Here is a 23,287-nt window from a genome sequence, read left to right on the forward strand (position 1 = left end):
CTCGGCGAACCCTTAACCCGCCGGGCGCGCTACGAGTCGGGTAGATGGCGACGACTGACGACGGCGACGTCGCGTACGTCGAGCACCCGCTCCTGAATCCCGGGTTCATCGAGCGACGCCTGTACCAGCTCCAGCTCGCGGGCGCGGCAGCGGACGCGCACACGCTCGTCTGCCTCCCGACGGGGCTGGGGAAGACGACGGTGAGCTTGCTGGTGACCGCGCGGCGACTGCACGAGGTCGGGGGGACCGCGCTCTTGCTCGCGCCGACGAAGCCGCTCGTGAACCAGCACGCGCAGTTCTACCGCGAGGCGCTCTCCGTCCCGGACGACGAGATCGTGGTGTTCACGGGCGAGGTCAAGCCCGAGGACCGCGCGGCGCTCTGGGGCGAGGCACGGGTGGTCATCGCGACGCCGCAGGTCGTCGAGAACGACCTCGTCGGCTCGCGGATCACGCTGTCGGACGTGACGCACGTGACGTTCGACGAGTGCCACCGCGCGACCGGCGACTACGCGTACACGTACATCGCGGAACGCTACCACCAGGACGCCGAGAACCCGCTCGTGACGGGGATGAGTGCCTCTCCGGGTGGGGACGAGGAGGAGATCGAGACGGTGTGCGCGAACCTCGGCATCCGGCAGGTCGAGGTGATGACGGAGGAGGACGCGGACGTCGACGAGTACACGCACGACACGGACGTCGAGTGGGTCGAGGTCACCCTCCCCGACGAGATCCTCGAGATACGGGACGCGCTGAACGACGTCATCAGCGATCGCTTGGAGGAGTTGAAGGAGCTGGGTGTGACGAGGAAGACGTCGCCGGACCTTTCGGAGAAGGAGGTCAACCGGATGAGTTCGGAGCTTCGCACCCTCATGGACAACGACCAGAGCGAGGGCTACCAGGGGATGAGTTTCCTCGCGGAGATCCGCAAGTTGCGGACGGCGGTGACGTACGTCGAGACCCAGAGCGTCGAGAGCCTCCGGCGGTACTTCGAGCGCCAGGAGAACGCGGCGCGCTCGTCCGGTGCGTCGAAGGCGAGCCAGCGGATGATCTCGGAGGCGAAGGTCGAGGAGGCGATGCGGCGCGCGAGGCGGTACGACGACCTCCACCCGAAGTACGCGCAGGCGCGCCGGCTGCTCGCGGAGACGCTCGGGCTCGAGGGCGGGGAGCGCGTCATCGTGTTCACGGAGTCCCGGGACACGGCGGAGGCGCTCACGGACTTCCTCTCCGATGGCTTCGACGTCCGCCGGTTCGTCGGTCAGGGCGACAAGGAGGGCAGCGACGGGATGACCCAGAAGCAGCAACAGGAGACCCTGGACGACTTCCGGGCGGGCGAGTTCGAGGTGCTGGTGTCGACGAGCGTCGCCGAGGAGGGCCTGGACGTCCCCGAGGTCGACCTCGTGTTGTTCTACGAGCCGGTGCCGACGGCGATCCGCTCGATCCAGCGGAAGGGCCGGACGGGCCGGCAGGCCGAGGGGCGCGTGGTCGTCCTGATGGCTGAGGACACCAGGGACGAGGCGTACTTCTGGATCAGCAAGCGCCGGGAGCGCGAGATGGAGTCGGAGTTGCGCGACCTGAAGGCGAGCGTCGACGACCTCGCGGAGGAGCTGGACGACTCTCAGGCGTCGCTGTCGGCGTTCGAGGACGCGGACGACGCCGCCGGCGCGGACGGCAACGACGCCGGTGGCGGGGACGGTGCCGACGGCGGCGGTTCGGCCGACGAGTCGATGTCGTCGTCGGAGACGGCTGGGACGACCGCGGCACAGACGGCGAGCGACGGCGGCCCTCAGCCCGGCCTCCAGGACTTCACTGGCGGCGAGAGCGATGGTGGCGAGGCCGGTGACACGGAGAGCGACGCGGACGGCGACGGCGAGAACGACGAGCCGGATACCGCCGAGGCTGGCGCGGACGGCGACGCGCCCGTCGACGCTGACGCCGTGGAGCGCGCGGAACCGGACGCCGACGGCGGCGTCGAGGTGGTGGTCGACCAGCGCGAGATGGACTCGTCGATCCCGCGCGAGCTCTCGAAGCGCGAGGGCGTGACGACGCGGCTGGAGACGCTGTCGGTCGGGGACTACGTGCTCTCGGATCGCGTGGTCGCGGAACGCAAGTCCGTCGACGACTTCCTCGACACGCTAACGGGCGGCGACCGGTCGATGTTCGAACAACTCGGGGACGCGAGCCGGCACTACTCGCGGCCGGTCGTCGTGCTCGAGGGCGAGGGGAGTCTATACGGGCGGCGGAACGTCCACCCGAACGCGATCCGTGGCGCGCTCGCGTCCCTCGCCGTCGACTTCGGCGTGAGCGTCCTGCGCACGCAGAGCGAGGCGGACACGATGGAGTTGCTGTCCGTGATCGCTGAACGCGAGCAGGAGGCGGAGGACCGCGAGGTGAGCGTGCACGGCGAGAAGGCCTCGAAGACGCTCGTCGAGCAACAGGAGTACGTCGTCTCCTCGATCGCGGACGTCGGCCCGGTGACGGCGCGCTCGCTCCTCGAGCACTTCTCGACGGTCGAGGCCGTCATGACCGCTCGTCAGGACGACCTCGAGGAAGTCGATGGCGTCGGCGCGGTCACCGCCGAACGCATCCGCGAGGTCGTCGGGAGCGAGTACGACCCCGGAACGAACGAGTAGGGCTCGATTCTCGAAGATAGAACGGATTATCGGTCGAGCGCGTCGAGGGTGTCGGTGGCGTCGCGGACGACGGCGAGGTATTCGCGGGCGCGGTCGGGGTCGTCGGTACGCGCGGCGGCGGCGGCGAAGCGCTCGAGCGTCGCTTCGACGTTCCCGACGGCGTCCCCGTCCGTGGCGACGGGGTCGTGACCGCGGTCCACGGCGTCTGCGTTCCGGTCGGGGGCGTCGCCGCGAGCGTCCGAGCTCGGGGTCGCCGGCGTCAATTCGGTCGCAGAGGCAGGTTCGGCCGCAGAAGTCGGGTCGGTCGGTGCGTCGGCCGCGGGTGCGTTCGTGGAGGCGTCGGAGTCGGGCGACGGCGTCGGTTCGGTCTGGACCTCGATGGCGTCCGCGCCGGCGTCCTCCTGCTGGTCGGTGCTCTGTCGACTGGCCGTCTGCTGGTCGGCGGTCTGCTGGTCGGTTCCTCGCTGGTCGGTCTCGGCATCGGCGTCGCCGTTGCAGGACGGGCAGAACTCCTGGCCGTCGTACCGGAAGATCGGGTCGCCACAGCGCCCGCAGTGACTGTTCGTCATCGTCGCACCCTTCAGGAGCAACTCGCTCATGTGCTGGGTCGCCTCGCGGTCCTCGCGCTCGGCCTCGTACTTCTCCCTGAGTCGCTCGCGCTCGGCTTCCTTGTCGAAGTCGCTCATGGTCGACGAGAGACGCTCGGCGGCGAAAAGCGTGGCGTTCGTGCGACACGTACCGTCGGCGGAGACCGAATTGGACCTCGTGACCGCCGGAGGGAGACGGCGACGAGTACCCACCAGCGGCGTCGCGGGGCGGCGGGCAGGACTTGCGACTTCGACACGATTAACTCCCCTGCGGTGGCAGTTTCTGGTGTTATGACGAAAGTCAGCGTTGTCGGCGCGGCCGGTACGGTCGGTGCCGCCGCAGGGTACAATCTCGCGCTTCGGGACGTCGTGGACGAGCTCGTCTTCGTGGACATCCCGGACAAGGAGGACGAGACCGTCGGGCAGGCCGCCGACGCGAACCACGGCGTGGCGTACGACTCGAACACGACGGTTCGACAGGGCTCGTACGCGGACACCGCGGGGTCGGACGTCGTCGTCATCACGGCGGGCATCCCGCGTCAGCCGGGCCAGACGCGCATCGACCTGGCGGGCGACAACGCGCCGATCATGGAGGACATCCAGTCGAGTCTCGACGAGCACAACGACGACTACGTCTCCGTGACGACGTCGAACCCCGTCGACCTCCTGAACCGCCACCTCTACGAGGCCGGCGACCGCGACCGGAACAAGGTCGTCGGGTTCGGCGGCCGTCTGGACTCCGCGCGCTTCCGGTACGTCCTCAGCGAGCGCTTCGACACGCAAGTCCAGAACGTGGAGGCGACGATCCTCGGCGAGCACGGGGACGCGCAGGTCCCGGTGTTCTCGAAGGTCCGCGTCGACGGCCGCGACCCCTCCTTCAGCGGTGACGAGAAGGAGGAGATCCTCGGCGACCTCAAGCAGTCCGCGATGAACGTCATCGAGCGCAAGGGCGCGACGGAGTGGGGGCCGGCGACGGGCGTCGCGCACATGGTCGAGGCGATCCTGAACGACACCGGCGAGGTGCTGCCTGCGAGCGTGAAGCTCCAGGGCGAGTTCGGGCACGAGGACGTCGCACTCGGCGTTCCCGTGAAGCTTGGCGCGAACGGCGTCGAGGAGGTCGTCGAGTGGGACCTGTCGGCGTACGAGCGCGAGCAGCTCGGCGAGGCGGTCGACAAGCTCAGCGAGCAGTACGACGAGATCGCCTAGAAGCAGTCGCGTTCCTTTTCCGGTCGGATTGGTGGTTCGAGTCGACGATCGCGGCGTCGCGAGTTGCGACGTCGAAAGTTGCGTCGTCAGTCGCTGGCGCGCGCGGGCGTCGGCGTGGCTGTCACCAACTGCGTCGGTCGCGGTCGGTGCGGTCCTCGTCGGGGAGGGCGTCGGGCACCGACGCGTCGAGGAGGCGCGCCCATTCCTCGATGTGGGCGCGTCGGTCGCTGTGTCCCATGCCGGTAGGTATCGTGAACGTCCGAGAGAATAACTCTTACGCCGATTGTATACGTTTCGGGCGATTGAACAGACGCCGTCGGGGGCGGGCGCTGGACTCTCGCGGTCTGGGGGTCGCCGATTCGGTCAGGGCCGGTCGAAGAACTCGCCGACGAGTTTGCGTTCGGCGGCGCGGAGGTGCTGGTGGTACGTCGACCGGGCGATACCCATGGATTCGGCGAGGTCGTCGCCGCTGGTCGGCCGCGGCCATTCGAAGAACTCGCCGAAGTACGCGCGGCGGAGGGCGGTGAGCTGGCGGTCGGTGAGGTCGGCTTCGAGGGCGGCGACGAACTCCTGTTTCGTGGCGTCGGCGCGGTCGCGTTCGCGGTACGCGGTCAGTTCCACGTCGGCGAACGCGGACTCGACGTGGTCGACGAGCGACCGCGCGTTCGCGTCCCTTGGGAGTTCCACTTCGACGGTGGCGTTCGTCGGCGACGCCGTGATCTCGCGGATGTCGGCGCCGTAGTCGGCGAGCGTCGACAGCAGACCGGCGTTCTCGACCTCGAACTCGACGAGGCACGCGCCCTCGGTCGCGGTGACGACGGTGACGTCGACGACGTCCGGGAGGTCGGCGGCGACCGCTTCGAGTCGGTCCGGGTCGTCGGTCTCGACGGTGAAGAACATCCCGAGGCGGTCGTCGTCGCGATGCATCGAGCCGGCGTAGGACAGCGACACGTCCGCGTCTTCGGCGATCCGGACGAAGAACGCGTCGCGGTTCCGGACGGTGAAGGCGAGGGAGACGACGTCGTCGGCGGTGAGCGTTCGCCGGGTCTCGACGGCGGAGATGGCGGTGCCGGCCATCCGCCCGAGCGCGTTCAGGACGGCGACTTCGCGGTCGTCGACGGCGGTGGCGTCGTCGACGTACGCGCAGAGGACGCCGTACTTCGCGTCGCGGTGCGAGAGCGGGACGACGGCGACGGTCGCGAACGCGTCGTCGACGCGGGCCTCGTGCCAGTCGCGGTCGGGGAGGTCGGCGACGTCGACGACTTGCGTCTCGCCGGTCTCGATCGCGGTCTGGATGGGGCCGTCGCTCGCGCGCAGGTCGAGGGGGTCGCCGTCGGGCGTGCCGCCGGCGATCGCGGTCGGCGCGATGGTCTTCTCGGCGAGGTCGGGTTCGCCGACCCACGCGCACGTGTACGGGTCGTTGTCGACGATGAGGTCGCACGTCGCGGTCTCGACGGACTCGCGCGTGGTGGCTTCGACGAGCGCCTGTCCGGCGTCCTGGACGAGGCCGTCGATGCGTTCGAGGACGTGCTGGAGGCTCTCGCGTTCGGTCGCGAGTTCGGCGGCGCGGCGTTCGGCGACGCGTTCGGCGTTCACGCGCTCGCTGACGTCGGTCTGGAAGCCCACGAAGTGCGTGACGTCGCCGTCGGCGTCCCTCACTGGTGCGATGTCGACGCGGTTCCAGAACTTCTCGCCGTCGGCGGTGTAGTTCGCGAGTTCGGTGGTGACGCTCGTCTCGGCCTCGATGGCGGCGCGCATCTCCGCGACGGCGTCGGGGTCTGAATCCTCGCCCTGGAGGAATCGACAGTTCCGGCCGACGACGTCCGCGCGGTCGTAGCCGGTGAGGTCGACGAACGCGTCGTTCGTGTACACGAGCGGCATGTCGTCGGCGTCGGCGTCGGCGATCGTGATGCCGACGGGGGCTTCGTCGAGTGCGCGTTGCGTGAGGACGCCCGTGCGGTCGCGGCCGTCGTCGACGGCGCGCGAGACGGCGTCGTCGAGGCGGCGCTGCCAGTCGTCGACGCGGCGGACGTACGCGGTGACGTCGAGGGCGACGGCACGTTCGGCGAGCGCCTCGTCGCCGTCCGCGGTCAGGACGACGAACGGGACGTCGCCGTGGACGTCGCGGACGGTCTCCAGGAGGTCGATCGCGGACCGGTCGCCGAGGTCGCGCTCGCAGATGACGCAGTCGACGGCGTGATCGCCGAGTTCGACGAGCGCCGCGTCGGCGTCGTCGACGGCGGTCGAGTCGCGGCCGGTCGTCGCGAGGGCGTCGACGGTCGCCCCGGCTCGGTCCGAGTCCGCGTCGACGACGAGAACCCGGGGACGTGTCGTCATATCTCATACTCAGACTGCAACCGTATAGGAGTGATGCGTCGTCGGGTCGTCCGGTCGTCGCGGGCGCGCGCCGTCGTCCGACGCTGCTCCTGTGATCCGTTGCGTGCGCTCGCCGGTCAGGGGACGAGTTGGTCGCCGTCGTCGTCGTAGACGCGGATGGCGTCGACGGGGCAGGCGCGCGCGGCGAACTTCGCGTCCAGTTCGGCGTCCTCTGGGACCTCGCGCACGAACACGCCGTCCTCGCGCTCGTCGCTCCCATCGAGCACGGCCTTGCCGGCGTCCTCGTCGCGTTCGAAGGCGTCCCACTCGGCGACGCACTGGAACATTCCGATGCAGGTGTCGTAGTCGTACTCGACGCGCATGCGTCGAGGTTCGCGCGACCGGTGGAAAACCCTGACGCCCCGGGCGGGCGGCGTTAGCCGACGGCGAGGGCGGGAGTCGGGTGGGTCGGTCAGTCGGTGGCTTCGTGGACAGTCGCGTCGTCGCCGTCGGCGACGAGCCGTTCTTTGCGCGCTCGCGAGAACGTCTTGATCTCGTGCTCGCGGGACATGGCTGCTGAGCGCGTGTCGTAGGACTCGACGTGGACGAGCGAGACGGGGGTGCGCCCGCGCGTGTACTTCGCGCCGTCGCCGGCGTCGTGCTCGTCGACGCGTCGGTCGACGTCGGTCGTGTACCCGGTGTAGTACGTCCCGTCGTCGCACTCGAGGACGTAGACGAAGTGACTGCTCATGGGTAGTGACTGCTCATGGATAGTGACTGCTCATGGATAGTGACTGCTCACGGGGCGTGATGTCTTGCGCGGATGCAAAGAGCCTTCGCGTGGTGAATCACTGCGCGGTCAGGAATCGGGTGCCGCTCGGCGTCTGGATTCCTCGGCAATGCCGGCGTTCGCCGAGCAGTTCACGCACGCCAGGATCCGGCCGTGTTCGTCCGAGAACACGCGAGCGAAGCGTTCGGAGACGTGTGCGCCGCAGTTGTCACAGTCTGGCATAGTGGGGGGACCGGCGTGGTTCGGGAGCCGGTAGCACGCTCTTGGTGATGTTCCTATAAATACGCCCGGAACCAGGAGGCGTCGTTGGGAATCGGGAAAAGTTTCTTTGCGGATGCCGTGAAACTGGTCGGGGTCCTCACGCGTCGTCCGTGCGAGGAGCGTCACCGTCTCGGGCCGCGCCGACGGCGCGAGCGACGAGCGCGGCCTGTGCGCCGGCGACGAAGCCCGCGTCGACGTTCACGACCGAGAGTACCGTACAGGACTGGAGCATCCCGTCGAGCGCCGCCTCGCCCTCGCCACCGTGCCCGTAGCCGGTGGAGACGGGGAGGCCGACGACGGGCGCGTCGACGAGGCCGGCGACGACCGTCGGGAGCGCGCCCTCGCGGCCGGCGGCGACGACGAGCGCGTCCGCCGCGTCGAGCGCGTCGCGCGCGTCGAGGACGCGGGCGATGCTGGCGACGCCGACGTCCGCGATCGTCTCGACGGTCGCGCCCATCTCGCGGGCGACGACCGCGGCCTCGCCGGCGGCTTCGGCGTCGCCGGTGCCGCCGGTGACGACGCCGACCGTCGCGGGGACCTCCGGCGGGTCGTAGTCGGCGGCGTGCACGACGACGAACCGCGCTCGGTCGTCGACCTCGACGGTGGCGTCGGGGTGGGCGTCGGCGACGCGCTCGCGGACGGCGCTCGCGGCCGCGTCGCTCGCTCGCGTGACGAGCGCGCGCCCGGTGGTCTCGACGGCCGTCGCCGCGAGGTTCGCGACCTCGGTGGGCGTCTTCTCGTCGGCGAGTACGGCTTCGGGGACGCCGCGGCGTTGCTCGCGTGCGGCGTCGAACCGTCCGTCGTCGGTCGTGGCGTACCCGCGCAGTTCCGCTTCGGCGGCCGCCGGGGAGAGATCGCCGGCGGCGACGCGTTCCAGGACGTCTCGCATGGACGAGACTCCGTCCCGCACGCACACCAACCCGTCGCTCCCGTCCACCGCGTCGCGCTCGCGAGCCAGCCGCTGAGCGAGTCGCGCGCGAGTCGCCGCGGGCGCCGACGCTCGCCGTCTCGACGACGGCGCCGCCCCCAGTAACGTGATCCCACCAAAACTTGTCGGTCTCGGACGCACCAGACACACCCCGAGACGCGCTCTCGCGCCCGTCTGACGGCGCTAACTGGAAACTATTATAAAGGGGGCATGGGTATGGCCGCTTGTATGGCAGACCTCATCGTCAAGGCAGCCGTGAAGGAACAGCTCGAGGGTAAGAACGTTGCGTCCGACTTCTACGACGCACTCGACGAGGAAGTCGAGGAGCTCCTCGAGGACGCCGCCCGCCGCGCCGAAGCGAACGACCGGAAGACGGTCCAGCCGCGCGACCTCTAAACTCGGTTCGAACCGACTTCTCGACGAGGGGTGACCGCGGTGGTCACCGCTCGGCTTTCAGTACCCGACAGCCACGGCCCCGTCCGTCGACGTCGACGACGGGGTCGTGGGGGCTCCGCAATCGCCGCGGACGTCGCGAGCGACGGCGTCGGTTCAGCTCCCGTCGTCGTGGACGTCGACGCCGTCGTCGGTGCCGACGTGGACGGAGTGGGCGAGGTCGACGAACAGGCCGTGCTCGACGACGCCGGGCGTCGCGGAGAGCGCGCTGGCGAGCGCGGCGGGGTCGTCGACGGCGTCGAACGCGCAGTCGAGGACGAGGTTCCCGTTGTCGGTGACGACCGGACCGTCCTTCCGGTCGGCGCGCCGGAGTTCGGGGTCGCCGCCGCGGTCGCGGACGGCGGCCGCGACGACGGTCCGCGCCGCCGGCAGCACCTCGACGGGGATCGGGACGGAGACGGCGTCGGCGACCTTCGAGGGGTCGGCGACGACGTGGAACTCGTCGGCCGCGGCGTCGACGAGCTTCTCGCGGGCGTGCGCCGCCCCGCCGCCCTTCACCAGGACGACGTCGGCCGCGCCCGTCGCATCCGCCGCGTCCGGTGCGTCGTCGGCCTCGACGCCACCGGCTCCGCCGACGCCGACGACCTGGTCCGCGCCGTCGATGGCGACGTCCACGCCGTCGACGTCCGCGAGGTCGACGAGCGGGACGCCGACGTCGCGAGCGAGTTCGCGGGCCGCGAACGACGTCGGGACGCCGCGAACGTCCAGGCCGGCGTCGACGCGCTCGCCGAGTTCGCGGATGGCGTGCGCGGCCGTCGATCCCGTCCCGAGGCCGACGACCATGCCGTCCGCGACGTGCTCGACGGCGCTCTCGGCGGCGCGGCGCTTCTGGTCCTCGCTGCCACCGGTCTGCTTCATCGTCCACACGCTCGACCGGCCAGAAGTTAGGCCGTTCGGTCCCCAATGGCTCCCTGCGAGCGCACCGTCGGGTACGGCATTGATACGTCTCGACGACGTACGTGAACGCGTGACAAGCGGTTCGAGCGGCGAGGACGCAGCGAGCAGCGAGGACGCAGCGAGCACGTCGGTCGACGACGCGCCGGCCGCGAGCGCTGACGCGAAGGAGACGACGGACGCGAGCGGGGCGGCGGACGCGGCCGTGGCGCTCGCGGACGCTCGGAAGACCTACCAGCTCGGCGAGCCCGTCCACGCGCTCGACGGCGTCACCATCGACGTCCCGCGAGGGTCGTACACGGCGGTCATGGGGCCGTCGGGGTCGGGGAAGTCGACGCTGATGAACCTCGTCGGCTGTCTGGACACGGCGACGTCCGGGCGCGTGTTCGTCGACGGCGAGGACGTCGGTGCGATGAGCGACCGCGAGCGAACGCGTCTGCGCGGGGAGAAGGTCGGATTCGTGTTCCAGACGTTCAACCTCATGCCGCGACTCACGGCCCTGGAGAACGTCGCGCTGCCGCTCGTGTTCCGCGGCGTCGACCGCGACGAGCGCCAGGCGCGCGCGGCCGACATCCTCGACCGCGTCGGCCTCGGCGACCGCCTCGAACACGCGCCCAACGAGCTCTCGGGCGGGCAACGCCAGCGCGTCGCCATCGCGCGAGCGCTCGTGAACGACCCCGCGATCCTGCTCGCGGACGAACCGACGGGGAACCTCGACTCGGAGACGGGCGCGAACATCCTCGACCTCTTCGACGAGCTGCACGCGGAGGGGAACACGATCGTCATGGTCACCCACGAGCGCCACGTCGCGGAGCGCGCCGAGCGCGTCGTCCACCTGCTCGACGGACAGATCGAGCGCGTCGAGGAACTACCGGGTGAGTCGGCGTGAGGTCCCGAGCGACGAGGTCGGAGCCAGTGGCGGGTGAGTCGTCGTGAAGTTCCGGACGACGGTGGCGATGTCGTGGCGCGCGATCCGCGCGCACAAGCTCAGGTCGACGCTGACGACGCTCGGCGTGGTCATCGGCGTCGCGGCGGTCTTGACGTTCGTCATCCTCGGCGCGAGCCTGCAGGCGGGCGTCATCGGCGACGTGAGCCCGGACGACCGCGAGAACGTCTACGGGTGGGCGGCACCACCGGATACGAACGGCGGCCCCGGTGCGGGCGCACAGCCGGTGTTCACGCCGCGGGACCTGGAGCGGATCGAGCAAGAGCCGGCGGTCGAGGCGGCGTACGGCTTCCAGCCGGTGCCGACGCAGACGCTGTCCGCGCGCAACGAGACGGTGCCGCGCGGGAGCGGCGTGTACGCGACCGGGCCGGCGTATGTCGACGCCGAGGACGTCGCGCAGGGCCGGCAGTTCCGCGCGGGCGAACGCGAGGCGGTCCTGAACCCGGCGGCGGCGGCGCTGTTCGACCCGAACCTCTCGATCGGGGACGAGATCGCGATCCAGGTGCCGGTCGTCGGGACGGTGAACGCGACCGTCGTCGGCATCACCGAGGACGCCGAGTCGCGGAGTCCGTTCGAGGGATTCAATCCCGAACCGCGCGTGTACGTGCCGACGGACCCGTACGTGACCGACGTCACGCAAGCCGACCGCACGCGGTTCTCGCTCGTCGTCGTCGAGGCGACCGACCAGGGGAGCGTCGACGACGCACGAGACCAGGCGCTCGCGTACCTGAACAGCTCCGAGAGCGACGCCGCCGGGTTCGGCGACGAGGATCTCGCATTCAACTTCCAGACGAGCCTGGAGCTGCTCGACCAGTTCCAGGAGCTGTTCGACGTCCTCCAGAACTTCGTCGTCGGCGTCGCCGGCATCTCGCTACTCGTCGGCTCCATCGGGATCGCGAACATCATGCTCGTCTCCGTCACCGAACGCACCCGCGAGATCGGGATCATGAAGGCCGTCGGCGCCCAGCGCCGGGACATCCTCCAGCTGTTCATCGTGGAGGCGGTCGTCCTCGGCGTCGTCGGCTCCATCCTCGGCCTCGTCCTCGGCCTCGTCGCAGGGTACGGCGTCGCCCAACTCGTCGGCCTCGAGCAGCTCGTCGTCCCCTGGGAGTGGGGCGCGATCGCGGTCGTCGTCGGCATCGCCGTCGGCGTCCTCGCCGGCCTCTACCCCGCGTACAACGCCTCCAAGACCGACCCAATAGACGCACTGCGGTACGAGTGAGCAATCGGTTCGATCGACGGACTGCGGTACGAGTGAGCGGCCGATTCGATCGACGGACTGCGGTACGAGCCGGTGGCGGGTCGCGCCCGGGACGCCCGTACCGCTTGGGCCAAAGATAAGACGGTTCGGGTGCTATTCTCTACCATGGTCATTCCAGGCTACGATCTCGACGACCTCGACGAGAACCTCCGCGAACGCATCGACGAACAGAAACTCGACGACGTCCTCGACGACGAGGACCGCGCTCGCCTCGAGTCCGGCGAGAGTCTACTCGACGTCCTCGACGACGAGGACATCGACCGCGTCACCGCCCCGAAAGAATCGAACTGACCGCGCGCCGAACGCGCCGCCCTGCGGTCGCGGGAGTCCCGGGACGAGTTTGCGGCCGTGAGGGTCGCTACTCGCCCGCGGCCATGCCTTCCTCGCCGCCGAGGACGCGCGGTTCGATGTACACCGTCTTCACGGACGACTCCATCGTCTTCAGCTTCGACTCGATCGCGGTGATGGCGTCGTCGATCTCCTCGGTGTCCATGCTCGGGTCGAACGCGACGTCGGCGGTGACGACGAGCTTCTGCGGCCCGAAGAACACCGTCCGGAAGTCAGCGACGTTCTCCACGCCGTCCCAGTTCGCGACGGCGTCGCGGAGCGGCGTCTCCGCGTCCTCGGGGAGGCTCTCGCCGAGGATGAGGCGCTTGTTCTCCCACGCGAGCAAGATCGCGAACCCCATCAGGAGCAGGCCGATGACGAACGCCGACGCCGCGTCGTAGACCGGGTTCTCCGTCACGCGCGAGGCGTACACGCCGGCGAGCGCGATGCCGGCGCCGGCCCCCGCGATCGTGTCCTCCGTGAGCGCCGTGAGCGTCGTGATGTCGCTCGACTTCCGGAACGCCTCCCAGATGGACGTCCAGCCGTTCCGGTCCATCTGTATCTTGATGGCCTTGTACGCCTTCGCGAACGCCCACGCCTCGAAGACGATCGCGCCGATCAGGACCGTGTAGTTCACCCACACGTTCGGGATCTCCGCCGCGACGACCGGGAGCGTCACCGTCCCCGTGGAGACGGGCTCGGGGTGCTGGAGTGCGTGCAGGCCGTGGTTCGCGGACTCCCAGCCCGCGATCCCGAACAGCATCACGGACACGAGGAGCGCGTAGAAGAACTGCGCCTTCCCGTACCCGAATGGGTGACTCCGGGAGGCTTCTCGTCCACCGTACTTGATTCCGACGAGGAGGAACACCTGGTTCCCGGTGTCCGAGATGGAGTGATACACTTCCGAGAGCATCGCGGGACTGCCCGTCAGCAGGTAGCCGACGAACTTCATGATCGCGATGGAGCCGTTCGCGACGAGTGCCGCGAGGACGACGCTGGTACTGGAGGCCATCTATTCGTTCTGTCACGGGCCCGCGTCGACAAAAGCTGTTTCCGTATCGGCTCACCTCGCGCCCGGGACCGCTGGTCGCCAGTCGTCGGTCGCCATGCGCCGTTCGCCAAGCGCCGGTCGCCAGGTACAGATCGCGCCGCAGAGTCGCTCAGGCGGGCGCGTACGTCCAGACGCCGTCGCCGCCGTCGACGGGCGCGTCCACGCCCGGGAGCGTGCGAAGGCGCGGTCGAACGCACTCCCACCAGTTCTCCCGGTCGTCGTAGCCCGCGCTGTGGCCGGGGTAGACCGCGTCGACGATGGCGGCGTCGGTCGCCGCGCCCTGCTCGACGAGGTACTCCCACGCGCTCCGGATGGCGTCGCGCCGCCAGTCCTGCATCATCTCGCTCACGCCGGGAACGTCGAGTTCGGCGATGGCGTCCGCGACGGCGTCCGTGCGGTCGGCGTCCGGCGACCCGGACGCGAGCCGTTCGACGTGCGCGGTCGCCGGCAGGTACCACGCGTGCACGGACGCGCTCTCGGACGCAAGCGTCTTCTCGGCGAGGTCGCCGTCGGCGACGAGCGCGTCGAGCGCGTCGACCGCGCGCTCGCGCTCGAGTCCGGTCTCGGCGACGACCTCCCGGAGCGTTCGCGGGGCCGCGTCGACGAACGTCCCCGCGACCGCGTCGCGGTCGACGACCGCTGGCCGGCCGCCGCCGCTGTCGGCGTCGGTAGCGTCGGCGTCGGTGGCGTCGGCATCGTCACCGGCGGCGTCGCCGCCGTCGACGACGGCCGGCGCCTCGTCTCGTTCGCGCTCCTGGGACATGCGCCGGACTTGGCGGGCCGGCCCCAAGGTCCTTTCCCACGCTCGCCCGACACCGCCGGTGACACGGTGTCGCGTCGCCTTGTCGTCTGGTCGCTGCGTCGTCGGATCGCCGCGTCGCCGCGTCGTCGGGTCGCTGCGTCGTCACGTCGAAAGACTCGACCGGCGGCGACGCGAAGACGGGGTATGCTCGTCGTCGTCTCGGACTCGCATCGCGAGACCGGTACCGGACTGGACGGACGGACGCTCGCCGCGGTCAGGGAAGCGAACGTGGTCGCTCACGCCGGCGACTTCGTTACCGCCGACGCCCTGGACGCGTTCCAGGACGCCGCGTCGCGACTGTACGCCGTCTGCGGGAACGCTGACCGGCCCGCGGTCCGCGAGCGTCTGCCGACGGCACGCTCGTTCGTATACGAGGGCGCGACCGTCGCGATGACGCATCGCCAGCAGGGCGGTGCGATGGGCCTGGAGCTGTTCGGGCGCGAGCGGGACGCGGACGTCGTCGTCTCCGGGCACACGCATCGCCCCCGCGTCACGCGGACGGAGACGCTGACGCTCCTGAACCCGGGGAGTCACGCGGACCCGCGCGGGAACCGCCGCGGGCACGCGGAACTGGAGCGAGTCGCGGACGGCCTCGACGGCCGTCTGGTGTCGCCCGACGGCACCGTCGCGGAGACGTTCCACGTCCCAGCCGCCGACATCGGCGACGTCGACGACTCCTGACCGCTGGCACTCGAAGAACGCCACCGCTGCTGCGCGCCAGGCTGTGTCGCGGGGATCGTCGCGGATGGAGAGTGGACTGTGTCGAGGGATCGTCGCGGAAGGGTAGGGGGTGGAGGCGTCGCGGTGGAGGGCAACGGCCTCGGTGGCAGGGGGCGTCGGCGTTCGGGGAGGGGAACCGCGTGAGGGCCGGCGATGGGGGAAGGGAACTGCGTGGGGGTGGGGGCAGGGGAGGGGAACTGCGTGGGGGTGGGGGTGGCGTTGGGGGAGGGCAGGTGGCGTCAGCGGGAGCGGCGGGGATGGGCACCTTGGACGCACCTGTACGTACAGCGTATGTATCAAAAGGGATACCGGAGACTCAAAGCGGAGTTTTACCTAGAGTGCTCGCGGGCGAACGCTCGGATTTCGCCGGTCACGGACTTGAAAGAAATCAGTTGTGTCGTGCGTACCAGTACGCGAACCCGGCTGCGAGGACGAGCGCGCCGCCGACGAAGAACGCCGCGCCGGGCGGGATGCCTGCGGCGGCGGCGTCGACGGTGCCGGTCGCCGCGTCGGTCGCCGCGGTCGTCGTCTCGACGGTCGTCGTATTGTTCGGGTTCCCCGCGACCGGCTGTTCGCCCGGGCCGGGTGCGGGTCGGCCGATGGCGGGGTCGCCGCCGAACAGGCCGCCGAGGTCGCCGGCGAGTGCCTGCACGAGCACGGAGAGCCCGGCGAGCACCGCGAACGCACCGAGGAGGCGCGTGAGTGCGGCCTTCAGCCCCGTCGACTTCTCCTCGCCGCCTGCGAAGACGACGAGTGGTTGGTTCGCGGGCGCGTACACATTCATCTCGCGGCCTTTCGCGGAGTACGCGGTGTCGATCACTTCGATGACGTCCGCGTCCTCCAGCTTCTCGAGGTGGTACTGGGTGTTCTGGAGGGACGTGTCGACGCGGTCGGCCAGCTTCGACGGTGTCCCCGGGTCCTCGTGGAGTGCCGTCAGCAGTTCCCTGGCAGTGCCCGAGGAGAGCGCCCCGATGAGGTCGTCGGCGTCCTCGCTGTCGAGCCCGATGACGCGGGGTTCCGCGTCCTCGACGGCCGACGTGTCGGGGGTGGAGGGCAGCAAGTCAGCCATGTGGAACCGCTAGTCATCGATTCCCATGAATGTTTGTATATTTTCGTCGCGGAAATCCACGGGAGGGAACCGCGGAACTGGACGCCCGGTTCGATGTCGGAATCTGAATATTCAGCCCGTCGAGGTTTCAGAACCGGCAATACTTGGGTGGTGGGTTCGGAGATAACCGTTGGTATTGGCATCAAGTAGCGTGGGTCGTGTTACCTTTCAACGATCCCGGGTCCGCCGATCGCGAGCAATCGCTGCCGCCACGGCGCGCGACCTGACCCGGCGACGACCGCCGCCGTCCGAGCGCCCTGCGAAAGGCCTATGATGGCGCTACCGGAACGTGCAGCCAACAATGGCGTGGTTAGGCTTCATCCCCGAGGATCCCGTCGCGCTCGTCTTCGTCGTCCTCGTCCTCGCGCTCATCTTCTTCGTGTACCTCATGCTCCGGAAGACCGTCACGGAGTTCAGCGAGGGCATGCGCAAGGGCGGCAACTGACGCGACCGACGGCGTCCCCCGACCGACGACGCCGGTGATTCGAGCAGTCGCTTCCTTCAGGCGACGACGTCCCCGATACGGGTGACCGCTGTCGTTACGCGACGACGTCCCCGATACGGGCGATCGCTTCGTCCACGTCGTTCCGCGAGACGTCGAGGTGCGTGCAGAGGCGGACGCGACCGCCACCGAACCCGGAGCAGCGAACGCCGGCGTCCTCGCACGCGCTCGCGAACGCGTCCTCGGTCATCCCGGTGCCGGTGACGTCCGCGACGACGATGTTCGTCTCCGGCTCCTGGACCGCGATGCCGTCGACGTCGTCGAGGCCGGCGGCGAGCAGCCGAGCGCGTTCGTGGTCGGTCGCAAGCCGCTCGACGTTCTCCAGGGCGTGCAGGCCGGCGGCACCGAGGACGCCCGCCTGCCGCATCCCGCCACCGAGGAGCTTGCGGACGCGGCGCGCGTCCGCAACGAATTCCTCGTCGCCGACGAGCATCGACCCGACGGGCGCGCCCAGGCCCTTCGAGAGGCAGAACATCACGGAGTCGACAACGTCGGCGAACGCGCTCGCGGGCTCGTCGAGCGCGACGGCGGCGTTGAACAGGCGCGCGCCGTCGAGGTGGACGGGCACGCCGTGGTCGTGGGCGACGTCGGCGGCCGCGCCCAGTTCCTCGGGCGCGATCGCGAGTCCGCCCCGCGAGTTGTGCGTGTTCTCCAGACAGAGCAGGCCCGTGCCGGCGCGATGGAGGTCCTCGTCGACGAGCGCGTCCGCCACTTGCTCGGGAGTGGGCACGCCGCGCTCGGCGTCGAACGTCCGCACCTGGAGCTCGGAGTGTTGGGCGAACCCGGCGAGCTCCCACTTGTAGACGTGCGACTGCACGTCGACGACGGCCTCCTGGCCGCGCTCCGTGTGGACGCGCGCCGCGATCTGGTTCCCCATCGTTCCGCTCGGCACGAACAGCGCCGCGTCCATCCCCAGCATCTCGGCGGCCCTGGATTCGAGTTCGGCGAGCGTCGGGTCCTCCTCGTAGACGTCGTCGCCGACATCGGCGTCGGCCATCGCCGCCCGCATCTCCTCGCTCGGCTTCGTGACGGTGTCGCTCCGGAGGTCTATCATGCCCGGACGTACCCGCGGTGCGCGCAAAAGCCTGCCCCAATCCGACCGATTCCGTCGTCGAGGCGTCGCGGTCGGCGCGACGCCGCCCGGTTGGACTGGACGACACAGTCAGGGGTGGCGAGGGTTCAAGTAGGAGACCGCGGCCAGCGGCGGTATGGCGAACACGGAGACTGCGACGCTGTACGCCGGCGACGCGACCGTCGTCGAGGACGCGACCGACCGCCGCGAGTTCCGCGGGCGCGTGGTCGTGCTCGCGAAACCGGACGGGACGGTGCTCGTGCACGATCAGGACGGCTACCAGCCGGTCGCGTGGCTGACGCGAGCGGACGCGGTGACGGTGACCGACGACGAGGACGCGGTCAGGGTGACGGCGCACGACGAGCGCGCGGACGACTGGCTGCGCGTCACCGGCCACGACGCGCGACTCTCCGGCCGGTACCCGGTGTCGGTCGCGGGCGACCCGGTCGGGGACTGTCCGGAGTGCGACGGCGCGCTCGTCGACACCGGCGGCGCGGTCGCGTGCGTGCACTGCGACGCCGTCCACGGTTACCCCGACGACGCCACCCTCTACGGCGCGACCTGCGACTGCGGCCTCCCGCGGATGCGCGTCGAGCGCGGCGCGGCCATCGACTGCTGCGTCGACCGCGACTGCGAACGCCTCGACGACCGCGTCCGCGAACACGTAGAGCGTGCGTTCGACTGCCCGGACTGCGACGGCGACCTCGTCGTCCAGTGCGAACGCGGGCTCTTCCTCGCGTGCGAGCACCGCCCCGACTGCGACACCGCGTTCTACGTCCCGAGCGGCGTCCACGACGGCACCTGCGACTGCGGCCTCCCCGCGTTCTCGGTCGCGAACGGCCGCCGCTGCCTGGACGCCACCTGCGACGCAACGTAGCGCGACGCGGCCGGCATCGCCGACCGCGGAATCCGACTCTCGAGGCGTATGCTGGGCAGGCAGTTCGTGGGAAACGGCGACCTGGCGGTCGCCGTATGCTGGGCAGGCAGTTCGTGGGAAACGGCGACCTGGCGGTCGCCGTATGCTGGGCAGGCAGTTCGTGGGAAACGGCGACCTGGCGGTCGCCGTATGCTGGGCAGGCAGTTCAATCGACACCGCTTTCGGCTGTCACCGACTCCCTCCGAACATGAACATCGAGGGGCACGTCGACGGCGACGTCGTGCACGTCGGCCACGACGCCCGCCAGCGGTTCCACGACTCTCGCGGCTACGGCTACCCACTGGAGGGGAACGACGTCGCGCTCGCGCCCGTGGAGGCAGCGCACTTGCTCGCCAGGGGCGACCTCGCGAGCGTCGACGGCATGGACTTCCGCGCGTTCGTCCGCGCGAGCGACGACCCGACGCTGCCCGTCCGGTACCTCGTGTACGCGGACCTCCGCGAGCGCGGGTTCTACTGTGCGCCCGCCCACCCCGACTGGACGGCGTTCGCACGTACTGACGGCACTGCGGACGATGCTGGCGGTCGGCGGGGCGACGACTTCGTCGTCTTCCCGCGCGGGAGCGGACCGGGCGACGGCGAGATCGCGTACCGCGTCCGCGTGTCGGGCGAACGGACGTCGGTGCCGGCGCGCGCGCTCGGCGACTGCGTGCTCGCGGTCGTCGACGAGGAGTCCGAGATCACGTACCTGGAGACGCGGACGCCCGAGGTCTCGGGGACGGTGACGCCGTCGCTCCCCGAGTCTGCGTCCGCGGACCTGCTCGCGGACCGCGTAACCGTCTGGGGGCCGGCGGGCGACGCACTCTACGAGCGAGGGTTCTACGGGACGCCGCTCTCCGGGCGGGACACGGGGACGGGCGCGATCGTGGTGTCGCTCGTCGAGGCCGCGCACCTCGCCGCGAACGATGCGCTCGACGTGCCAGCGGACGTCGTCGTCGCCCGCGGCCGCGACGTCGAGGGCGAGCGATACGACCGTCGCCTGGCGGCGTACCGCGACCTCCGCGCGGCCGGCGTCGCACCCAAGACCGGGTTCAAGTTCGGCGCGGACTTCCGGACGTACGCCGACTTCGAGAGCCCGGACGACGTCGGGCACAGCGAACGCCTCGTCCGCGTTCTCCCGAGCGAGCACGCATTCGCGCCGCGGGACCTCGCGCTCGACGTTCGCCTCGCCAACGGCGTGAAGAAGACGATGACGTTCGCGCTCGTCGACGCGACCGGCGACGGCCCCGCGACTGGCGACGAGACAGCGACCGGCGACGACGGTGCGACCGTCGAGTGGCTCGCGATCTCGCGACTCACGCCCTGACCGTCCGGAGCCTCGGCGGGCCGTCGATCCATGGGATCGGTCGTGCCGCGAAGTGCGGGTGTCGAGAGCGAACGCTTTTTGCGCGTTCCGCGGCGAGTGCGGGGTATGACAGACGACGCCGACGCCACGGCCGACGCCGCTGCGGGCGTGGACGAGGAGGAAGCGGTCCGAACCGACGGCGGTGACGCCGCCGCGGCGGGTGCGGACGACGTGGCGCTCGACCCGTGGGGGTCCTCGACGGTCGCGGACTATCGAAAACTGTTCGAGGAGTTCGGCATCGAGGAGTTCGACGAGCTCCTCGAGTCGGTGCCGAACCCGCACTACCTGATGCGTCGCGGCGTCATCTTCGGTCATCGCGACTATCGGCCGGTCGCGGAGGCGATGCGCGAGGGCGAGCCGTTCGCGGCGCTCTCTGGGTTCATGCCGACGGGCGACCCCCACATCGGGCACAAGCTCGTGTTCGACGAGATCATCTGGCACCAGGAGCAGGGCGGGGACGCGTACGGCCTCATCGCGGACCTCGAGGCGCACGCCGCCCGGGGGTTGACGTGGGCGGAGATCGACGAGCATTCGCGGGACTACCTCCTCAGCCTGCTCGCGCTCGGGTTCGACCCCGAGGACGGTGAGCTCTACCGGCAGAGCGACAACCGCGAGCTCCAGGATCTCGCGTTCGAGCTGGGTGCGGAGGCGAACTTCTCTGAGTTCCAGGCGATCTACGGGTTCGACGGCGAGACGGACGTGAGTCACATGCAGAGCGTCGTCACGCAGATGGCGGACATCCTCTACCCACAGTTAGAGGAGCCGAAGCCGACCGTGATCCCGGTCGGGCCCGATCAGGACCCGCACGTCAGGCTGGCGCGGGACCTCGCGACGCGGATGCGCTACTTCAAGGTCACGGCGGCGTACGCGAGCTTCGAGTGCGACGACGCGGAACGCGAGCTGGTCGCGGCGGCGTACGCGGCGCTCGCGGACGACGTGGAGGAGGGCGGGAACGGCGACGAGTCGGTGCGTTGCGAGGACGCCGCTGACTGGTTGCGCGAGCACGCACCGGAGCCGGTCGACGCCCGAGAGTCGGTGGTCGCGAAGCTCGAAGAGGCGGGGATGGAGCCGGTGCGACCCCGGACCAGGTTCTTCGACCGGCAGGCGACCGACGACGCGTTCGAGGCGCTCGTCGAGGCCGTCGACGGCGAGAAGCGCGTGTACGAGGGCCACGTCGACTCGTTCGAGCTGGATCGCGCCGAGGCGGAGGAGCTCGCGCGCCAGGTGGAGCTCGACCACGGCGGGTACGGGTTCGTACCGCCGTCGTCGGTCTACCATCGGTTCATGACTGGGCTGACCGGTGGGAAGATGTCGTCGTCGGTGCCGGCGAGTCACATCAGTCTGCTCGACGACCCCGCCGAGGGCTACGACAAGGTGAAGTCCGCGACGACCGGCGGTCGCGAGACCGCCGAGGAGCAGCGCGAGAAGGGTGGGCGAGCCGACGAGTGCCCGGTGTACGAGCTCTACGCGTACTTGCTCGCGGGCGACGACGACGAGTTCGCGACGGAGGTGTACGAGGAGTGCGTCGGCGGCGAACGTCTCTGCGGGGACTGCAAGGAGCAGGCCGCGGTCCTCATGGAGGAGTTCCTCGAGGAGCACCAGGAGAAGCGCGAGGAGGCCGAGGCGCTCCTCGAGGACCTCGATATCGACCTGGATTCGGACCGGCAGCGCTAGCCGCACGCTCGACTCGGGATTCGAGCGCGAGGACGCCCCGTCGCCAGCGCCGTGGGCGGCCGTCGATCCGTTCGCGGAGCGTCACTCTGGCTTGCGGAGGTAGACGGCTGGCGAGCCGGTTCGCTGGACGTACTCGGCGTCGGGGTCGGCGTCGACGGCGGTCCAGTAGTTCCGCGGGTGTGCGCCGAGGACGTCGTGGATGCGGTCGTAGGAGAGGAGATTCTCGCCGGCGGCGACGAGCGAGAACGCGTCGCGCTTGTCGTGGTCGGTCTCGTCGAGCCCCTGGGCCCACGATTGCATGTTGCGGTTCGGGTACGTGAGGACGAGGTGGCCGCCGGGGGCGGTGAGTCGCCAGAGTTCGCGGAGCGTGGCCGTGGCGTCGCGGACGAAGTAGAGGACGGCCATGCAGTAGACGACGTCGAACGTCCGGTCGATCCCGGTGTCGGGGAGGGCAGCGACGTCGAACGAGACGTTCTCGAGGCCCTCTTCGTCGGCTTTCACGCGGTTCGCGTCGACGACCGCGGGCGCGGCGTCGTAGCAGTGGACGTCGACGTCCGGGCGGCGTTCGGCGACCGCGAACTCGGCGGCGGCGGGGCCGCAGCCGACGCTCGCGAGCGACTCGACTGGGTCGCGCTCGCCGCGTGCGGCGTGGTCGAGGAACCCGTCGAGGTGGTCGGCCATGTCGTCGCCGCCGACGTACGCGCCGCGGTCCCAGTCGCCGTCCTCGTAGTGCGATTCCCAGGAGAACCCCATGTCGGGTGGAGGAAGGGGCCGCGGCTTAGTGCTTGTGAACCGTCGCGGAATTGGCCGTAATCCGACCCTACGGCGGCGTCTGCCGCCTATACGGGATATTCGGCGACGGCTACCACGCGAAACGATTGGAAGCATTAAATGAATGGATGCCAAGTGTAGATTCAATGGCTACCACGTCCGTTGCAGACGACGACAGGGAGGGATCGTACACGCCGGCCGGGGACGTCGACGCGGTTCTCGCCGCGCTCGAGGACGTCGACGTCGAGGCATCGAACGACGGGGTCGCGGGCGAGCACGACGACGACGCGGTGCTCCCGGGGCTCGACGCCGCGCTCGAGGAGCTCGCGGCGGCCGTCGGCGCATCGGCCGACGACCCCGGAACCGACGACGACGGGGACGACGCCGGTTCGACGGCGGACTCGGGCGAGCGGGGCGACTCGAGCGACCGGGGCGACTCGAGCGACCGGGGCGGGTTGACGCGCGAGCGCGCGGACTTCGACGTGGTCGCCGAGAACACGGAGGTCGACTCGATCCCCTACGAGAACGCGGCGGCGTTCCTCGCGAACACGCTGTACGCGGTTCCGCCGGCGAACACGCGCTTCGAGTGGGTCGCGTTCGAGACCGAGGCCGAGGACCCGACGCCGGACTGGGACCTCGACGTCGACTGGTAGCGACGTTCGGTTCGAGCGCGACGCGGCGGGTGCAGCGAGCGGTGAGAGCGGACGTG

At 70.1% G+C, this 23,287-nt stretch carries 23 protein-coding genes; 12 read left to right on the top strand and 11 right to left on the bottom strand.

The genetic code is table 11. The annotated features are described in order from the left end of the window. Positions 1-44 precede the first annotated feature (44 nt). Positions 45-2,630 carry a DEAD/DEAH box helicase gene (locus G9C85_RS08770; RefSeq protein WP_166039062.1) on the top strand — a complete coding sequence of 862 codons (2,586 nt, stop codon included), beginning with the start codon at positions 45-47 and terminating at the stop codon, positions 2,628-2,630. Between the two features lie 26 nt (positions 2,631-2,656). Here G9C85_RS08770 and G9C85_RS08775 read toward each other — a convergent pair whose 3' ends face one another. Next, entirely contained in the window at positions 2,657-3,316 is a 660-nt protein-coding gene (locus G9C85_RS08775) for an Sjogren's syndrome/scleroderma autoantigen 1 family protein (protein WP_166039064.1), read from the bottom strand. A 192-nt stretch (positions 3,317-3,508) separates the two neighbouring features. On the opposite strand from G9C85_RS08775, the gene mdh reads away from it, so the two are divergent. After that, positions 3,509-4,423 (top strand): malate dehydrogenase, encoded by a 915-nt coding sequence (gene mdh / locus G9C85_RS08780; protein WP_166039066.1) that lies wholly within the window; start codon positions 3,509-3,511, stop codon positions 4,421-4,423. A gap of 363 nt (positions 4,424-4,786) precedes the next feature. Here the strand turns inward: mdh and G9C85_RS08785 are convergent, their stop codons facing one another. From G9C85_RS08785 to larB, 4 genes are all read right to left on the bottom strand, one after another. After that, positions 4,787-6,760: a bacterio-opsin activator domain-containing protein gene (locus tag G9C85_RS08785; RefSeq protein ID WP_166039068.1), complete on the bottom strand. Its 1,974-nt coding sequence runs from the start codon at positions 6,758-6,760 to the stop codon at positions 4,787-4,789. A 116-nt stretch (positions 6,761-6,876) separates the two neighbouring features. Continuing rightward, positions 6,877-7,122: a ferredoxin gene (locus G9C85_RS08790; RefSeq protein WP_166039070.1), complete on the bottom strand. Its 246-nt coding sequence runs from the start codon at positions 7,120-7,122 to the stop codon at positions 6,877-6,879. Between the two features lie 89 nt (positions 7,123-7,211). Next, positions 7,212-7,490, bottom strand: coding sequence for a GIY-YIG nuclease family protein (locus G9C85_RS08795; protein ID WP_166039072.1), 279 nt, complete (start codon positions 7,488-7,490; stop codon positions 7,212-7,214). Between the two features lie 397 nt (positions 7,491-7,887). After that, positions 7,888-8,679, bottom strand: a complete 792-nt coding sequence (gene larB / locus G9C85_RS08800) for a nickel pincer cofactor biosynthesis protein LarB (protein WP_166039074.1) — start codon at positions 8,677-8,679, stop codon at positions 7,888-7,890. A 267-nt stretch (positions 8,680-8,946) separates the two neighbouring features. Here larB and G9C85_RS08805 point away from each other — a divergent pair, with 267 nt between their 5' ends. Beyond that, positions 8,947-9,114 carry a DUF1931 family protein gene (locus G9C85_RS08805; RefSeq protein ID WP_166039076.1) on the top strand — a complete coding sequence of 56 codons (168 nt, stop codon included), beginning with the start codon at positions 8,947-8,949 and terminating at the stop codon, positions 9,112-9,114. Between the two features lie 153 nt (positions 9,115-9,267). Here the strand turns inward: G9C85_RS08805 and rpiA are convergent, their stop codons facing one another. Next, entirely contained in the window at positions 9,268-10,029 is a 762-nt protein-coding gene (gene rpiA / locus G9C85_RS08810; protein WP_166039078.1) for a ribose 5-phosphate isomerase A, read from the bottom strand. 241 nt (positions 10,030-10,270) lie between these two features. Between rpiA and G9C85_RS08815 the strand changes: the two genes are divergently transcribed. The 3 genes from G9C85_RS08815 to G9C85_RS08825 all read left to right on the top strand — a co-directional run bounded on the left by G9C85_RS08815 (position 10,271) and on the right by G9C85_RS08825 (position 12,563). Further along, positions 10,271-10,954: an ABC transporter ATP-binding protein gene (locus G9C85_RS08815; protein WP_369680818.1), complete on the top strand. Its 684-nt coding sequence runs from the start codon at positions 10,271-10,273 to the stop codon at positions 10,952-10,954. 67 nt (positions 10,955-11,021) lie between these two features. Further along, entirely contained in the window at positions 11,022-12,233 is a 1,212-nt protein-coding gene (locus tag G9C85_RS08820; protein ID WP_166039082.1) for an ABC transporter permease, read from the top strand. Between the two features lie 144 nt (positions 12,234-12,377). Continuing rightward, complete coding sequence (locus G9C85_RS08825; RefSeq protein ID WP_166039083.1) at positions 12,378-12,563, top strand: hypothetical protein; 186 nt, start codon at positions 12,378-12,380, stop codon at positions 12,561-12,563. Between the two features lie 67 nt (positions 12,564-12,630). On the opposite strand, the gene G9C85_RS08830 is transcribed toward G9C85_RS08825, so the two are convergent. Further along, positions 12,631-13,611, bottom strand: coding sequence for a cation diffusion facilitator family transporter (locus G9C85_RS08830; protein ID WP_166039086.1), 981 nt, complete (start codon positions 13,609-13,611; stop codon positions 12,631-12,633). Positions 13,612-13,759: 148 nt separating this feature from the next. After that, the gene (locus G9C85_RS08835) at positions 13,760-14,413 is read right to left on the bottom strand and encodes a hypothetical protein (protein WP_166039088.1); all 654 of its coding nucleotides are present in this window, start codon (positions 14,411-14,413) and stop codon (positions 13,760-13,762) included. Between the two features lie 183 nt (positions 14,414-14,596). Here G9C85_RS08835 and G9C85_RS08840 point away from each other — a divergent pair, with 183 nt between their 5' ends. Beyond that, entirely contained in the window at positions 14,597-15,133 is a 537-nt protein-coding gene (locus G9C85_RS08840; RefSeq protein WP_166039089.1) for a metallophosphoesterase, read from the top strand. A 427-nt stretch (positions 15,134-15,560) separates the two neighbouring features. Here G9C85_RS08840 and G9C85_RS08845 read toward each other — a convergent pair whose 3' ends face one another. After that, the gene (locus tag G9C85_RS08845; protein ID WP_166039091.1) at positions 15,561-16,241 is read right to left on the bottom strand and encodes a helix-turn-helix domain-containing protein; all 681 of its coding nucleotides are present in this window, start codon (positions 16,239-16,241) and stop codon (positions 15,561-15,563) included. 340 nt (positions 16,242-16,581) lie between these two features. Between G9C85_RS08845 and G9C85_RS08850 the strand changes: the two genes are divergently transcribed. Continuing rightward, the gene (locus tag G9C85_RS08850; RefSeq protein ID WP_166039093.1) at positions 16,582-16,725 is read left to right on the top strand and encodes a hypothetical protein; all 144 of its coding nucleotides are present in this window, start codon (positions 16,582-16,584) and stop codon (positions 16,723-16,725) included. A 94-nt stretch (positions 16,726-16,819) separates the two neighbouring features. Here G9C85_RS08850 and G9C85_RS08855 read toward each other — a convergent pair whose 3' ends face one another. Then, the gene (locus G9C85_RS08855; RefSeq protein ID WP_166039095.1) at positions 16,820-17,836 is read right to left on the bottom strand and encodes a low specificity L-threonine aldolase; all 1,017 of its coding nucleotides are present in this window, start codon (positions 17,834-17,836) and stop codon (positions 16,820-16,822) included. A 154-nt stretch (positions 17,837-17,990) separates the two neighbouring features. On the opposite strand from G9C85_RS08855, the gene G9C85_RS08860 reads away from it, so the two are divergent. From G9C85_RS08860 to G9C85_RS08870, 3 genes are all read left to right on the top strand, one after another. Further along, positions 17,991-18,731: an endonuclease NucS domain-containing protein gene (locus G9C85_RS08860; protein WP_166039097.1), complete on the top strand. Its 741-nt coding sequence runs from the start codon at positions 17,991-17,993 to the stop codon at positions 18,729-18,731. Between the two features lie 247 nt (positions 18,732-18,978). Continuing rightward, a complete protein-coding gene (locus G9C85_RS08865; protein ID WP_166039099.1) occupies positions 18,979-20,094 on the top strand; it encodes a tRNA-intron lyase in 1,116 nt (371 codons plus the stop codon). Between the two features lie 105 nt (positions 20,095-20,199). After that, positions 20,200-21,807: a tryptophan--tRNA ligase gene (locus G9C85_RS08870; protein ID WP_166039101.1), complete on the top strand. Its 1,608-nt coding sequence runs from the start codon at positions 20,200-20,202 to the stop codon at positions 21,805-21,807. Between the two features lie 81 nt (positions 21,808-21,888). Here G9C85_RS08870 and G9C85_RS08875 read toward each other — a convergent pair whose 3' ends face one another. Beyond that, on the bottom strand, positions 21,889-22,560 hold the full coding sequence (locus G9C85_RS08875; protein ID WP_166039103.1) for a trans-aconitate 2-methyltransferase: 672 nt from the start codon (positions 22,558-22,560) through the stop codon (positions 21,889-21,891). Positions 22,561-22,724: 164 nt separating this feature from the next. On the opposite strand from G9C85_RS08875, the gene G9C85_RS08880 reads away from it, so the two are divergent. Next, on the top strand, positions 22,725-23,231 hold the full coding sequence (locus G9C85_RS08880; RefSeq protein WP_166039105.1) for a hypothetical protein: 507 nt from the start codon (positions 22,725-22,727) through the stop codon (positions 23,229-23,231). Positions 23,232-23,287: the final 56 nt, after the last annotated feature.

It is taken from the genome of Halorubellus sp. JP-L1, assembly GCF_011440375.1.
Classification (GTDB): Archaea; Halobacteriota; Halobacteria; order Halobacteriales; family Natrialbaceae; genus Halorubellus.

Bases quoted from the DNA above. Each gene is read 5' to 3' on its own strand.
- G9C85_RS08770 (WP_166039062.1), top strand. From the start codon at position 45: ATGGCGACGACTGACGACGGCGACGTCGCGTACGTCGAGCACCCGCTC.
- G9C85_RS08775 (WP_166039064.1), bottom strand. From the start codon at position 3,316: ATGAGCGACTTCGACAAGGAAGCCGAGCGCGAGCGACTCAGGGAGAAG.
- mdh (WP_166039066.1), top strand. From the start codon at position 3,509: ATGACGAAAGTCAGCGTTGTCGGCGCGGCCGGTACGGTCGGTGCCGCC.
- G9C85_RS08785 (WP_166039068.1), bottom strand. From the start codon at position 6,760: ATGACGACACGTCCCCGGGTTCTCGTCGTCGACGCGGACTCGGACCGA.
- G9C85_RS08790 (WP_166039070.1), bottom strand. From the start codon at position 7,122: ATGCGCGTCGAGTACGACTACGACACCTGCATCGGAATGTTCCAGTGC.
- G9C85_RS08795 (WP_166039072.1), bottom strand. From the start codon at position 7,490: ATGAGCAGTCACTTCGTCTACGTCCTCGAGTGCGACGACGGGACGTAC.
- larB (WP_166039074.1), bottom strand. From the start codon at position 8,679: ATGCGAGACGTCCTGGAACGCGTCGCCGCCGGCGATCTCTCCCCGGCG.
- G9C85_RS08805 (WP_166039076.1), top strand. From the start codon at position 8,947: ATGGCAGACCTCATCGTCAAGGCAGCCGTGAAGGAACAGCTCGAGGGT.
- rpiA (WP_166039078.1), bottom strand. From the start codon at position 10,029: ATGAAGCAGACCGGTGGCAGCGAGGACCAGAAGCGCCGCGCCGCCGAG.
- G9C85_RS08820 (WP_166039082.1), top strand. From the start codon at position 11,022: ATGTCGTGGCGCGCGATCCGCGCGCACAAGCTCAGGTCGACGCTGACG.
- G9C85_RS08825 (WP_166039083.1), top strand. From the start codon at position 12,378: ATGGTCATTCCAGGCTACGATCTCGACGACCTCGACGAGAACCTCCGC.
- G9C85_RS08830 (WP_166039086.1), bottom strand. From the start codon at position 13,611: ATGGCCTCCAGTACCAGCGTCGTCCTCGCGGCACTCGTCGCGAACGGC.
- G9C85_RS08835 (WP_166039088.1), bottom strand. From the start codon at position 14,413: ATGTCCCAGGAGCGCGAACGAGACGAGGCGCCGGCCGTCGTCGACGGC.
- G9C85_RS08840 (WP_166039089.1), top strand. From the start codon at position 14,597: ATGCTCGTCGTCGTCTCGGACTCGCATCGCGAGACCGGTACCGGACTG.
- G9C85_RS08845 (WP_166039091.1), bottom strand. From the start codon at position 16,241: ATGGCTGACTTGCTGCCCTCCACCCCCGACACGTCGGCCGTCGAGGAC.
- G9C85_RS08850 (WP_166039093.1), top strand. From the start codon at position 16,582: ATGGCGTGGTTAGGCTTCATCCCCGAGGATCCCGTCGCGCTCGTCTTC.
- G9C85_RS08855 (WP_166039095.1), bottom strand. From the start codon at position 17,836: ATGATAGACCTCCGGAGCGACACCGTCACGAAGCCGAGCGAGGAGATG.
- G9C85_RS08860 (WP_166039097.1), top strand. From the start codon at position 17,991: ATGGCGAACACGGAGACTGCGACGCTGTACGCCGGCGACGCGACCGTC.
- G9C85_RS08865 (WP_166039099.1), top strand. From the start codon at position 18,979: ATGAACATCGAGGGGCACGTCGACGGCGACGTCGTGCACGTCGGCCAC.
- G9C85_RS08870 (WP_166039101.1), top strand. From the start codon at position 20,200: ATGACAGACGACGCCGACGCCACGGCCGACGCCGCTGCGGGCGTGGAC.
- G9C85_RS08875 (WP_166039103.1), bottom strand. From the start codon at position 22,560: ATGGGGTTCTCCTGGGAATCGCACTACGAGGACGGCGACTGGGACCGC.
- G9C85_RS08880 (WP_166039105.1), top strand. From the start codon at position 22,725: ATGGCTACCACGTCCGTTGCAGACGACGACAGGGAGGGATCGTACACG.